Source organism: Undibacterium paludis (assembly GCF_022568815.1).
GTDB lineage: Bacteria > Pseudomonadota > Gammaproteobacteria > Burkholderiales > Burkholderiaceae_D > Undibacterium.
Genome location: NZ_JAKZHX010000009.1, coordinates 238284 through 251440, shown reverse-complemented (window position 1 = coordinate 251440; position 13157 = coordinate 238284). Strand labels below are relative to the sequence as shown.

Below are 13157 nucleotides of genomic sequence, written 5' to 3'. Positions count from 1 at the left end.
AGAGGCAATCATGAACCGTAGAGATTTTTTATTTTCCCTGGCAGCTGGTAGCGGCATGCTGCTACCCATAGGAGGCAATGCCTGGGCAGCCCAGGCCGGAAATGGCATGCCCACGAAGAACAAGCTGATTGTCATCATGTTGCGTGGCGCTGTGGACGGTTTGAATGTCGTGGCTCCTTACGGGGACAGTAACTATGCCAGGTTACGCCCTGGTATTGCCTTGCCAAAGCCCGGGCAAGAAGGTGGGGCGCTGAACCTGGATGGTTATTTTGGGCTGCATCCGGCCTTGGGTGATCTCAATGAGTTGTGGCAGCAAAAGAAGCTGGCCTTTGTGCATTCCAGCGGCTCGCCAGATACGACGCGTTCGCATTTTGATGCCCAGGATTACCTGGAGTCAGCCACCCCTGGTCGCAAGAGTACCCAGGATGGCTGGATGAACCGCTTGCTTGCCAGCTTGCCAGGCCTGACCACACCTACCCGTGGGATCAGTGTCGGCGCAGTGATGCCACGTATATTGTCGGGCTCTGTGGCCGCGACAAACATTGCCAGCGGCGCTGCCGGCACCAAGGCCAATGTGCTGGACAGGCCCAAGGTCGGCAGTGCCTTCGAGGCTTTATACAAGGACAATGACAAATACGCCAAAGCCTTTGGTGACGCTAAAGAAGCGCATCAGGAAATGATGGGCGCCTCCATGGAAAACGAGCAGCAAGCTGCTGACGGCGGCGCGCCTTTGCCAAATGGTTTCCCTGACGACAGTACCCGCATCGCCACCCTGATGCGCAATGACCCTAAGATCCAGATAGTGTTCATGGCCCTGGGGGGCTGGGATACGCATGCCAACCAGGGGGCGGGCAAGGGGCAGCTGGCAAATCGCCTGTCGCCGCTGGGCCTGGGGCTGGCCAACCTGGCCAGACGTCTGGGCCCTTTGTTTGACGATACCACCATCGTCGTCATGTCAGAATTTGGCCGTACCGCGAAACAGAATGGCAATGGTGGTACGGACCATGGTCACGGCAATGTCATGTGGATACTTGGTGGCAAGGTCGCCGGCGGCAAGGTTTATGGTGACTGGCGTGGCCTTGCCAGTGATCAATTGTACGAAGGACGTGATCTGGCGGTGACAACCGATTTTCGTTCTGTACTGGCCCAGGTGTGCGAGCGACATATGGGACTGTCGGATAATCAACTGGTCAAAGTCTTTCCAGATCATGGTTTTGCCAGGGCGAACTTTAATCTTTACCAGGGCAAGGCTTGAGACCTTCACGATAGGCAGAACCAAAAAAAGCCACCTGTTACAGGTGGCTTTTTGCTTTGTAAGCGGTGACTCAGGCCGTGGTATTGATGCGTGTCCCTGTCACTTCGCCGCGTGTATTGACTACGGGTGGCGGTGGGGAGGGGGGTGTCTGTTCCGTCGGCTCTGGCGGTTTGCTGGCTTCTTTGTTGGCTTGAGTCGCCTGAACTGGTGGATTGGCCGTGATTTTTCTTGCTTCAGCGATGGTGTCTGCTGCGCTGGAATCGCGATCTGCTGCTGCACCTATCGCTTCTGTACTTTGTTTCTGGCGCTCGGCTGCTGCCTGCTGTATGAGTTGCTGTTGTTGTGCAACTTGTGCTGCGCTCGAAGATGTAACGGAAGTGACCATAATATTAACTCCTAAAACCGGAACCAGGATCATTTCAACATAGTGAGCCCGGACGCAAATTACAAGCGATTTAAACACAAATCAGGGTTTGTTGCCATGTATCAACTTCAATCAACATCAACCAATTAATAGGGTGCGTATTCATTTTTCAACTTTACTTATACGAATAGTTGTATATACAAATGCATATATATGATTGGAAAAAACTTGTTGCCTTCGATAAAGTTCTGTTCAACAGCAACAACAGCAGGTCAGACAGTCAGTGATACGTATAGAGCAGTTAGCAAAAAATTATAGCCACCAGGGCCGCGATATAAGGGCTTTGCACAATATCAATCTCAACATAGAAACAGGTCAGGTTTTTGGCATCATAGGTCGTTCTGGGGCGGGTAAAAGCACTTTGCTGCGCGCCCTCAATTTACTGGAGCGGCCCAGTTCGGGCAGGGTGTTGATTGATGATGAAGACATCACCAGTTTTGATACACAGCAGTTGCATACCTTGCGTCAACGTGTGGGAATGGTGTTCCAGCACTTCAATTTGTTGCAGGCAAAGACAGTCGCGGAAAATATTTCATTCCCTCTTAAATTGACGGGTAAATATTCCCGGCAGCAAATCAGTGCAAGAGTAGCAGAGCTGCTGGAACTGGTCGGCCTGCATGAACATGGCAGCAAATATCCCGCGCAATTATCAGGTGGGCAAAAACAGAGAGTGGGAATAGCGCGGGCACTCGCCAACTATCCTCAGCTCTTGCTTTGTGATGAAGCGACCTCGGCGCTGGACCCGGAAACCACTCAGGCCATTTTGCGCCTGTTGCTTGATATTAATCGCAAACTGGGCCTGACCATCGTCCTGATCACGCATGAGATGCAAGTAATACGCATGATCTGCGATCGTGTTGCAGTCATCGAGGCAGGTGAGATTGTGGAAACGGGTGATGTTGTTGATGTCTTCCTGCATCCTCAGCATGCGGTGACAAAAAGTCTGGTGGCAGAAAACCAGGCACTTGATGTGGATTTGCTGAGACAGGTCTGCCGTGATGACAACCAGCAACTGCTGCGCATTACCTACATAGGCAGGGCTACCCATGAACCGATACTGAGCCGCATCGCCATGCAGACCAGAGCAGACATCAGCATTCTGCAAGGGGTGATAGCAAGCATCAAGGATACGCCTTATGGGCAACTGCTGGTTGGCGTGCGTGGCACTGTCACAGATAGGGAAACTGTCATCAATTTATTGCGTAGTGCAGAAGTCAGGGTGGATGCTGTGGAAGGAGTGGCGTGATGGATTTTTCAAACATAGACTGGGCCGATATCGCCCAGGCTACGCTCGATACCCTGACCATGACGGGTTTTTCCTTGCTGTTTACGGTGGTTCTGGGTTTGCCCCTGGGTGTGCTGCTGTTTCTGACCGGACGCAAGCAATTGCTGGAACAGGGTTTTGTGTATGCAACGCTGTCAGTTGTCGTGAATATTTTACGGTCTGTGCCTTTCATCATTTTGCTGATCGTGCTGATACCTTTCACGCTGTTCCTGGTCGGTACATCGCTGGGGGTGCCTGGCACCATACCACCGCTGGTGATAGGGACCACCCCATTCTTTGCACGTCTGGTTGAGAACGTCTTGCGCGAAGTGGATAAAGGCATTATCGAAGCCTGCCAGGCCATGGGCGCAAGGACCTGGCAAATTATCGTCCATGCCTTGTTGCCGGAAGCCTTGCCAGGTCTGCTGGCAGCCGTGACGGTAACGACCATCGCCCTGGTGTCCTATGCAGCCATGTCTGGCGTGATTGGCGGTGGTGGCCTTGGCGACCTGGCTTTGCGTTATGGCTATCAACGCTTTCAGACGGATGTGATGGTAGTGACCGTATTCATTCTGATAGTACTGGTACAGGTACTGCAATACACAGGGGACAAACTGGTTCTGAAGTTCACACGCAAGTAAAGCACAAATAAGTTTATTTATTTTTCAGGAGTAATTCATATGACTTTTAATTTCAAACATCGATTCCATTTCTTCCTTGCCAGCACAGTGGGCGCATTGGCGTTTGCGGCTTCAGCATCGGCGGTAGAAACACTGAATATCGCCGCCAGTCCGGTACCGCATGCGGAGATACTGGAATTCATCAAGCCACAACTGGCAAAAGAAGGTGTAGACCTGAAAGTGAAAGTCTTTACTGACTATATACAACCAGCGGTACAGGTCAATGAAAAACACCTTGATGGCAATTTCTTTTTGCATCAGCCTTACCTGAACGAATTCAAGAAAAACCACAAGAATGATATCGAAGTGCCGATTGCCAAAGTGCATGTAGAACCATTTGCAGCCTACTCCTCCAAGTATAAAAAACTTGCTGACTTGCCCGAAGGCGCAACTGTCGCCATCCCTAACGACCCTTCCAATTCCGGCCGTGCCTTGCTGTTGCTGTCGAAGCAGGGTCTGCTGAAATTGAAAGATCCGAAAAATATTTCTGCTACCCAAAAAGATATTGTTGAAAATCCTAAAAAATTGAAATTCAAGGAACTTGAAGCTGCTACCTTGCCGCGTGTCCTGAATCAGGTTGACCTGGCCCTGATCAATACCAATTATGCGATTGAAGCAAAACTCAATCCGGTGAAGGATTCTCTATTCATAGAAGATGCCAATTCACCCTATGCAAATCTGCTGGTTGCCCGTGAAGACAACAAGAACAATCCGGCATTCAAGAAACTGGTGGCTGCCTTGAATTCACCTGAAGTCAAGAAATTCATTGAAGAAAAATACAAGGGCGCTGTTGTGCCGGCATTCTGAGTCCATTGCGGCGCGTCTTTAAGTGACGTGTTATCCATATCGCAAAAAAAGCGCTGCTCTTCGGAGGGCGTTTTTTTGTTTGCAGGTCATTGACTCAGCCATGTAACAGAACAGAGTTGATCTTGTTAGAATGTCAGAGTTGTTTTGCCAGGACAGATTATTAACACGCTTGTCGTGCTTTTCAAGGAATTGACATGGATATCCATATTGCCCCGGTTGACCTGAAAAAAGCTTATCGGCTCATCAATCATGGCCCCACTGTACTCGTGTCTGCGCGACATGAGGGCGTCGTCAATGTCATGGCAGCAGCCTGGGCATGTGCACTGGATTTTTCACCACCCAAACTGACCGTCGTCATCGACAAGAATACCAGGACACGTGCACTGGTTGAGAAGAGCGGCAGCTTTGTTATCCAGATACCCACTGTAGCCCAGGCACTGTTGACGCATACCGTTGGCACGCACAGCCTTTCTGAAGAACCGGACAAACTGGAAAAAAGTGGCGTGCAGCTATTTACGATGGAGAACTCTGACTTGCCACTGGTCGCCGGTTGTTCTGCCTGGCTGGCATGTAAACTGATACCAGAACCCCATAACCAGGCAACATACGATTTGTTCATCGGTGAGGTGACAGCCGCCTGGGCAGACACACGTGTATATAAAAATGGTCACTGGGATTTTGACAATGCCGATCCCTGCTGGCGGAGTTTGCATTACATAGCCGGCGGACAGTTTTACGCTATTGGCGAGTCCATTCATGTATAAGTCAAGTCATTTACAAATTTCTGGTTGAATGAATTCACAGAAAAAAATCGACATCAGGTTTGTTCGCTAGCACACATACATGCCTAACTTGCAAGTTTATACTTTGCCTGCGTGAGTGATTTGCGAATTATCCTATGAATCGCTTGGCCTCAGCAGGTGAGCCGGTCGCCTCAAGGATCGGCACCAATTTGTTGGTGGAACATGAGTGGCTCCGTGTTCTGCTAAATCGCCAGAGGGAAATAAGTCCTTTCATGGATATGGCCGGATGAACGTAACGTTACCAGTCATCTTGGATATTCCGGTAGTGCTTAGTTATTAATTGCTTTGGCGGCAATCTTGATATTTCTTTGCGATAAATAATATGAATTTGCCCGGTAAATAATGCTCACAGGTGGCCTAAATAGCCTTAAATCGCCCAAGCGATTGCACTTATTTCTCGCATATGCACTTGTGTTGTGCATATCCGCATGTTGGTTTTTTTAAAGAGAAATTACACTTGTGATAATGGTTTGAATGGTAGATACTGCACTGATTGCTATCCCACAGGGGTCATCCATGACAGCAAACCGGCTTAGTTCAACAACGTCAGTTGGCTTGAAATCCACACTGGGCAGCTTGCAGTTATGGGGGATTGCGGTAGGTCTGGTTATCTCGGGTGAGTATTTTGGCTGGAGTTATGGCTGGGCATCTGCAGGTACGCTGGGTTTTACGGTGACGGCACTCTTTATTGCAGCGATGTACACCAGTTTTATTTTCAGTTTTACGGAACTGACCACCGCTATTCCTCATGCTGGTGGTCCATTTGCTTACAGTAAAAGAGCATTCGGTCCGCTGGGTGGTTTTTTTGCTGGTGCTGCGACTTTGGTGGAATTTGTCTTTGCGCCGCCTGCTATCGCCCTGGCGATCGGCGCTTACCTGAATGTGCAGTTTCCTGCCATTGACCCCAAGCTTGCGGCTGTTGCTGCCTATCTGGTATTCATGGCGCTCAATATTGTCGGTATACAAATTGCGGCCAACTTCGAACTCATGGTCACGCTGTTGGCGATTTTTGAATTGCTGGTGTTCATGGGTGTGGTGTCGCCAGGCTTTAGCTTATCGAATTTTACAAAAGGTGGCTGGTCGGGTCAGGATCATTTCAGCACAGCTTCCTTGCCGGGCATGTTTGCTGCTATCCCTTTTGCGATCTGGTTCTTTCTAGCGATAGAGGGGGTGGCGATGGCGGCTGAAGAGGCAAAAAATCCGCAACGCTCCATTCCCATGGCCTACATAGGCGGCATCGTTACCCTGGTATTGCTTGCAATCGGCGTGATGGTGTTTGCCGGTGGAGTCGGGGACTGGACCAGGCTGGCAAATATCAATGATCCATTGCCGCAAGCGATGAAACTGGTCGTGGGCAATAACAGCAATTGGCTGCATATGCTGGTGTGGTTGGGGTTATTCGGTTTGATTGCTTCATTTCACGGCATCATTCTTGGCTACTCACGGCAAATATTTGCACTGGCGCGTGAAAATTATCTGCCACATTATTTTGCCAGGATACATCCGCGTTTCAATACGCCGTATCGTGCTATTCTCGCGGGTGGCGCCATCGGTATTGCTGCGATTTATAGTGATGAACTGATCAAGATTGGCGGTCAGAGCTTGACTGCGAATATACTCACCATGAGTGTATTTGGCGCCTTGCTGATGTACATACTGAGCATGTTGAGTCTATTTAAATTGCGACGGAGTGAGCCACAAACAAACAGACCGTTTCGTGCGCCTTTTTATCCTTATTCTCCTGCCTTTGCCTTGCTCAGTGCCGGTATCTGTTTGCTGACTATGGTGTATTACAATCTGCTGATATTCGGGATTTTTTGCCTGTTTTTGACAATTGCTTATGTTTACTATGCCATGACAGGTGCAAGGCGGGCAGAGTTACCCGGAGATGAAACTGAAGACAATCCGCTGCCGGCACAAGCGTCGACAAGGTGATGCTTTTGAATGCGTCAGGTGATACGAAAAAAAACGCTGCCCGATGAGCAGCGTTTTTTTGTGATCGCAAAGCCGGATTAGTTACGAACGACTTTTTTGTACTCGTTAGTGCGTGTGTCGATTTCGATCATGTCGTCCTGGCTGACGAACAGTGGAACCTGAACGATATGGCAGTTGGCTTCGATTGCGTTTTCGATCTTGGCTTCTTTCAGGACGTTGCCTGAAGTATTGCCTTTGACTGCTGGCTCAGAGTAGATGACCTGACGAACGATAGTCGTTGGCAGTTCAACAGAAATAGCTTTGCCATCATAGAAAACAGCTTCGCATTCCATACCGTCTTTCAGGTAATTGATGGAATCGCCCATGTTTTCGGCTTCGATTTCGTACTGGTTGTATTCAGTATCCATGAACACAAACAGCGGGTCAGCAAAGTAAGAGTAAGTGACTGGTTTTTTGTCCAGAACAACAACGTCAAACTTGTCGTCGCCGCGGAATACGTTTTCTTGCGGGCTGTTGGTCAACAGGTTTTTCATTTTCCACTTGTAAGTGAAACCTGTGCGGCTGGAACCATTAACATCAGAGCGCAATACGATCATTGGCTTTGCATCAACCATAATGATGTTGCCAACACGAATTTCTTTTGCAAATTTCATAGCGAATATATTAAAAAGTAGGTTGCATAAAAATCATCTGTCGCCCACTGTCCAAAAAGCACCGCAAGCCCACGTTTGATTGAATTTTTTAAATACGTCAAAAATTAACCCGTTATTATACCGTATCTTTTGTGCTTGCCAGCCTGATTGCGCTGACAAACTTCAGCATATTTGATGTCATATCGCCAATAGATGTCATTTTTTCTTGCCATGTGATGGAAAGATTGGCAATTTCAGGCAAATCCGTCTGAAAGTCTTGCCATAGAGTCGACCAGTCTTGGGTTTCTGACATGCCATTCCAGACATGTGACAGCGCGATCAGATTATCTGTTGCCGCCGTGTAGGTGTTGAGAAAAGCCCTGAGCTTGACGTGATGGAGGTTTTCGTCTTGCGGGTAAATATGCCAGACAAAGGGTTTGTTTGCCCATTGGGCGCGTACAAAAGAGTCTTCACCACGGACAAAGTTGAGATCGCATGCCCATAGCAATTTGTCGTAATCCTGTTGCGGTACAAAGGGTAGTACTCTGACAGTCAGCGCACCGTCGCGGACACTGGCCCCGGCTTTGGCGGGAGTGCCTAGAAATTTTTCTACAGCATCTTTTGCAACACCTTCGGGCACCAGGCAAACCACGGGCGCGGCCGCTTGTTGCCAGGCATCAAACAAATCCTTGACCGGCGCATGGGGATAGCAGAACAACGACACTTTGGTTGCATCCATATCTGCCTGGCTCAGGCCGAACTGCGACAGAAAGGCGGACATTGCTGCAGGATCAGCTTGAAAAGCCAGGCGCTGCTGATCAAGAACTGATTCGCGCAACAAGCCACCGGTCTTGTCGTTAAAACCAGGAAAGAAAAAGTGCTTGGCCAGCGAATAGGATGGGTGTGGCGAGGGCAGGGTATGACAGCCTTCTACCCATTGTTCGGCTGTCAGCCCTTCCAGGTTCAACCACACCGGGCGTGGATTGCATTTTGCCATGGCCTCAATATAGCCAGGCGGGATATTGCAGGCAAAAAATTCGATGACGATATCGGCGATGTCATCCGGGGAAAATAGGCCGTCCTGGTCTCGCCAATGGCGCACAGTCACTGATGCAATATCCTGCACTTCAAGCGCAAGCTGCACTTCAGGACAAATACGTTGAAAGCTGGGTAGGTCATCCACCCATAGTGTCACGGCGATGCTGTGTTCCTGTTGCAGCTGTCTGGCCAGGCGCCAGCAGATGCCTATGTCACCAAAGTTATCGACGACTTTGCAGAACAGGGCCAATGTAGCTGGCGGCCTGCCAGTCTGATGTACTTGTAAATCCATTTTTCTTTTATTTACTATGTTCAGGCGTAGTGATTTTTCCATTCGCGCAGGGCGGCGAAATGACTGACTTCATCCGAGGGGAGCGTGATTTTACCGGCAGCCTGCAGTCGGTGGATGACGCTGGCTTGTCTGGTACGCAAGAAGGGGTTGGTCTGTTTTTCCAGGCCTATCTGGCTGGGTACGGTGGGTAGGCCTTGTTCACGCTTGAGTTTTTCCCTGTCTATGCGGGTCAGCAAATCCTGGTTGCCGGGTTCAACTTCCCTGGCAAATTTCAGGTTGGACATCGTATATTCATGGGCGCAATACACAGCAGTATCGTCAGGTAAGGCTGCCAGTTGATCGAGTGAATGCAGCATCTGCGCCGGAGTGCCTTCAAACAGGCGACCACAGCCGGCGGCAAACAGGGTGTCACCACAGAACAACCAGTGCTGTTGCGGCGCAAAATAGGCAATATGCCCAAGGGTATGACCTGGGACGTCAAGTACCTTCAAGTTCAGTTCTATGCCCGGCACGGTGATAAGCTGGTCTTGCTGCAATTTTTCTGTCACGAAACGTATTTTGTCTTTGCTGGGTCCAAATACCGGTACTGGCGCATGTTCCAGCAAGGCCGCCACGCCACCAATATGATCTGCATGATGATGTGTGAGTAAAATAGCAGACAATATAAGCTGATGGCGTTGCAACTCTTGCAAAATTGGCATTGCATCACCCGGATCGACGACGGCAGCATGTCGGCCATCATGGATTATCCATAGATAATTGTCGTCAAAGGCTGGTACAGTCAATATACTCAAGGGATTCTTCATAGACAGGCATGAATGCTTTGGAAAAAAACATTATAGACCTAGGGACATGGTTGGAGCAGCCCTCAGGTTGTTATATCCGCCAGTGGGAGCAAGCCATGCTCGACAAGTTGACTGTCGACATCTTTGGTTTTAATGCCCTGCAAATAGGTTTGCCACAAATCGATGCGCTCGCTGCCAGTCGTATGCCGCACCGCTGGCTCACCAATTCCAGTGTGCCCGACGAAAAATTGCGTGATAAGAAACGCCCGGTCGTGGTCGTACATGATTTTGCAGAATTGCCTTTTGATGCGCACAGCATAGACCTGGTAGTCTTGCCACATGTCCTGGAGTTTTCTGCCGAGCCGCACCAGATATTGCGCGAGGTCGAACGTGTCCTGATCCCTGAAGGCAGGGTTATTGTCACCGGCTTTAACCGCGCCAGTCTGTGGGGTGCAAGGCAGGCAGCAGGGCGTTTGAGCAAGAACTATTTTTTGCCGCTGGAGGGTGAATTTATCAGCCATCCGCGCTTGAAGGACTGGCTGAAATTATTGAATATGGAAGTGGGTAGCAGTGACTTTGGTTGCTATGCACCGCCCTTCAAATCAGAAAAATGGCTGCAACGCTATCGCTTCATGGAAAAAGCCGGGCAGCGCTGGTGGCCTTATTTGGGCGCCGTATATATATTACAGGCAGTGAAGCGGGTCAAAGGCATGCATTTGATCGGTCCGGCATGGAAGCAGAAGCTTGTTCCCAGTGCACATGTCCTGCCGGTGGCAAACAAGTCAAAAGAAATGACGCAAGAATTACTATCAAAAGAATTAAATGGATAAAGTAGAAATTTATACGGATGGCGCCTGCAAGGGCAATCCTGGTGTGGGCGGTTGGGGGGCTTTGCTGGTAGCGGGCAATAAAGAAAAAGAATTGTTTGGCGGCGAAAAAGAAACGACCAACAACCGTATGGAGTTGATGGCCGTCATCCAGGCTCTGGGCGCTTTGAAGCGACCTTGCCAGATCACCCTGCACACCGATAGCCAGTATGTGTTGAAAGGCATTACTGAATGGATCACGGGCTGGAAAGCCAAGGGCTGGAAGACCGCCTCCAAGGCGCCGGTCAAGAATGTAGATCTGTGGCAGCAGCTTGATGAAGCGCGCAATGTACATGAAATTGACTGGCGCTGGGTGCGTGGCCATACTGGGCATCCGGGTAATGAAAGAGCTGATCAACTGGCCAATCGCGGTGTTGAGTCGGTGTTATAGATAGAACAGGCAGATGTAGCATCATGTGCAAATTGGATATATCTGGCAACAGTCCGCACGGCGACGATAGCGCGCTGGCGATGCCGGGTGTGCCTGAGCAGTTTGAACATGCATCTGACCGCGCCGAATTCAAGCGCGTATCACATCACGCAGGACTGGAGTTGTACCGTGCCCATATCGTCGCCCACGCTTTTGAGCCGCATACTCATGAAGCCTTTGGTCTGGGCGCGATTGCCAGCGGGGTGGAAAGATTTCGCTACGCTGGCAGTGATCATCTGGCGCCGCAAGACTCCATTGTCATGATGAATCCTGACGAGCTGCATACAGGCAGGGCAGAGACGGATCGTGGCTGGCGTTACCGCATGATCTATATCGACCCTGTCGTGGTGGAGGAAGTGACTGGCGAGCGTGGCTGGTGGTTCAAAGAAGCCGTGGCTCAAGATGTTGACACGGCACGCAGACTCAGTGTCCAGCTGGAGCAGCTTTGGCAGGCTACTGACAGGCTGGCTTTTGACAGTCTGTTATTTGATATCCTGACTGCATTCAAGCGACATGCCAGCACAACGCAGACCACGCCAACAGTGGCCAGGCAGCGATTTGATCTGGTGATTGATTATATGCGTGCGAACCTCGCAGAACGCATCAGTCTGGAGCAACTGGCACAACTGGCCGGTTTGAGTCCTTTTCATTTCTTGCGCAGTTTCAAGGCGCAATATCATGCAACGCCGCAGCAGATGCTGATGGCCTTGCGTCTGTTTGATGCGAAATGCCTGCTGGCCAGGGGCTTGCCGCCAGCACAGGTGGCAGCGGCCAGTGGTTTGACTGATCAATCACATCTGAACAAGGCATTTGTGCGCCGTTATGGCGTGACCCCCGCACGCTATCAGCAGCAAATGAGGGCGTAGATCGAGGGCGTAACTGTGACTAAGCGCAAGCACTAAGCAAGGCTGGTTAAAGTTAAATCTGCATAAGCGCAATCTGGTACAAGACCGCAGACCCTGGTTCACTTATGCTGACTTCTTTTAAGGGAGTTGGCATGGGTGCAGGTGTTCTTTATGCGATGGTGGCAGGTTTGCTGTGGGGGCTGGTCTTCATCGGACCTTTGTTGCTGCCTGAATATCCGGCTGCCTTGCAATCGTTTGGCCGTTATCTGGCATTCGGTCTGATCACACTGCCTATCGCCTGGATGGACAGGCGGCAATTGCGTCTATTGAGCAAGTCCGACTGGCTGGAGGCACTGAAGCTGGCGGCAATTGGCAACATCCTGTACTACCTCTGCCTGGCCAGTGCCATACAGCGCTCGGGCGCGCCTTTGCCTACCATGCTGATCGGTACTTTGCCGGTCGTGATTGCCATCAGCGCCAATTACCGTAATGCTGCACGGGACGGCAGCATCGCCTGGCGACGTATGTTGCCATCTTTGCTGATGATTTTTGCCGGTGTGGCCTGTGTTAACAGCGTTGAACTGGCGGCACTGCAAAGTGCCAGCAAGTCAGATGTACAGACTTATGTGGGTGGCGCCCTGTTTGCTCTGATGGCTGTTGCCTGCTGGACCTGGTATCCGCTCCGCAATGCTGACTGGCTGCGTCATCATCCGGACCGCAATCCCAGGGTCTGGGCTACAGCCCAGGGTGTTGCCACATTGCCGCTGGCATTGCTTGGCTATATCAGCCTGTGGATTTATATGAGTGCGACCGGGCAGGATTTCTCCATGCCATTTGGCCCCAGGCCGCAATATTTCATCACACTGATGCTGATCATCGGTCTGTTTGCTTCCTGGATGGGAACCCTGTGCTGGAACCAGGCCAGCCAGCGTCTGCCCACTAATCTTGCCGGGCAACTGATTGTGTTTGAAACCTTGGCAGCGCTGGCCTATGCCTTCATATTGAATCGTCGTATGCCGGAACCGATGATATTGCTGGGTATAGCACTGCTGATCACAGGTGTCATTACAGCTTTACGCAATAGACCTGCGTGATGATCAT

The 13157-nt window shown here is 50.4% G+C and carries 14 protein-coding genes; 10 read left to right on the top strand and 4 right to left on the bottom strand.

Going from position 1 to position 13157, the window contains the following annotated elements; genetic code table 11:
• The first annotated feature begins 10 nt into the window (after positions 1-10).
• Positions 11-1255 (top strand): DUF1501 domain-containing protein, encoded by a 1245-nt coding sequence (locus LZ463_RS17005; RefSeq protein ID WP_241456998.1) that lies wholly within the window; start codon positions 11-13, stop codon positions 1253-1255.
• A gap of 70 nt (positions 1256-1325) precedes the next feature.
• On the opposite strand, the gene LZ463_RS17000 is transcribed toward LZ463_RS17005, so the two are convergent.
• Positions 1326-1640 carry a hypothetical protein gene (locus LZ463_RS17000; RefSeq protein ID WP_241456997.1) on the bottom strand — a complete coding sequence of 105 codons (315 nt, stop codon included), beginning with the start codon at positions 1638-1640 and terminating at the stop codon, positions 1326-1328.
• A gap of 262 nt (positions 1641-1902) precedes the next feature.
• Between LZ463_RS17000 and LZ463_RS16995 the strand changes: the two genes are divergently transcribed.
• From LZ463_RS16995 to eat, 5 genes are all read left to right on the top strand, one after another.
• Complete coding sequence (locus tag LZ463_RS16995; protein ID WP_241456996.1) at positions 1903-2925, top strand: methionine ABC transporter ATP-binding protein; 1023 nt, start codon at positions 1903-1905, stop codon at positions 2923-2925.
• Positions 2925-3584: a methionine ABC transporter permease gene (locus tag LZ463_RS16990; protein ID WP_241456995.1), complete on the top strand. Its 660-nt coding sequence runs from the start codon at positions 2925-2927 to the stop codon at positions 3582-3584. Before LZ463_RS16995 ends, LZ463_RS16990 begins: the two co-directional genes overlap by 1 nt.
• Positions 3585-3623: 39 nt before the next feature.
• Positions 3624-4430 (top strand): MetQ/NlpA family ABC transporter substrate-binding protein, encoded by an 807-nt coding sequence (locus LZ463_RS16985; RefSeq protein ID WP_241456994.1) that lies wholly within the window; start codon positions 3624-3626, stop codon positions 4428-4430.
• 194 nt (positions 4431-4624) lie between these two features.
• Positions 4625-5194 carry a flavin reductase family protein gene (locus LZ463_RS16980; protein WP_241456993.1) on the top strand — a complete coding sequence of 190 codons (570 nt, stop codon included), beginning with the start codon at positions 4625-4627 and terminating at the stop codon, positions 5192-5194.
• A 555-nt stretch (positions 5195-5749) separates the two neighbouring features.
• Positions 5750-7168, top strand: coding sequence for an ethanolamine permease (gene eat, locus LZ463_RS16975; protein ID WP_241456992.1), 1419 nt, complete (start codon positions 5750-5752; stop codon positions 7166-7168).
• Between the two features lie 77 nt (positions 7169-7245).
• Here the strand turns inward: eat and LZ463_RS16970 are convergent, their stop codons facing one another.
• The 3 genes from LZ463_RS16970 to gloB all read right to left on the bottom strand — a co-directional run bounded on the left by LZ463_RS16970 (position 7246) and on the right by gloB (position 9924).
• The gene (locus LZ463_RS16970; RefSeq protein WP_241456991.1) at positions 7246-7821 is read right to left on the bottom strand and encodes an elongation factor P; all 576 of its coding nucleotides are present in this window, start codon (positions 7819-7821) and stop codon (positions 7246-7248) included.
• 115 nt (positions 7822-7936) lie between these two features.
• Complete coding sequence (earP, locus tag LZ463_RS16965) at positions 7937-9130, bottom strand: elongation factor P maturation arginine rhamnosyltransferase EarP (protein WP_241456990.1); 1194 nt, start codon at positions 9128-9130, stop codon at positions 7937-7939.
• Between the two features lie 20 nt (positions 9131-9150).
• Complete coding sequence (gloB, locus tag LZ463_RS16960; RefSeq protein WP_241456989.1) at positions 9151-9924, bottom strand: hydroxyacylglutathione hydrolase; 774 nt, start codon at positions 9922-9924, stop codon at positions 9151-9153.
• 20 nt (positions 9925-9944) lie between these two features.
• Here gloB and LZ463_RS16955 point away from each other — a divergent pair, with 20 nt between their 5' ends.
• The 4 genes from LZ463_RS16955 to LZ463_RS16940 all read left to right on the top strand — a co-directional run bounded on the left by LZ463_RS16955 (position 9945) and on the right by LZ463_RS16940 (position 13150).
• A complete protein-coding gene (locus LZ463_RS16955) occupies positions 9945-10745 on the top strand; it encodes a class I SAM-dependent methyltransferase (RefSeq protein ID WP_241456988.1) in 801 nt (266 codons plus the stop codon).
• The gene (rnhA, locus tag LZ463_RS16950) at positions 10738-11172 is read left to right on the top strand and encodes a ribonuclease HI (protein WP_241456987.1); all 435 of its coding nucleotides are present in this window, start codon (positions 10738-10740) and stop codon (positions 11170-11172) included. Before LZ463_RS16955 ends, rnhA begins: the two co-directional genes overlap by 8 nt.
• A gap of 80 nt (positions 11173-11252) precedes the next feature.
• A complete protein-coding gene (locus LZ463_RS16945) occupies positions 11253-12077 on the top strand; it encodes an AraC family transcriptional regulator (protein WP_241457063.1) in 825 nt (274 codons plus the stop codon).
• A 131-nt stretch (positions 12078-12208) separates the two neighbouring features.
• Positions 12209-13150 carry a DMT family transporter gene (locus LZ463_RS16940; protein WP_241457062.1) on the top strand — a complete coding sequence of 314 codons (942 nt, stop codon included), beginning with the start codon at positions 12209-12211 and terminating at the stop codon, positions 13148-13150.
• Positions 13151-13157 lie beyond the last annotated feature (7 nt).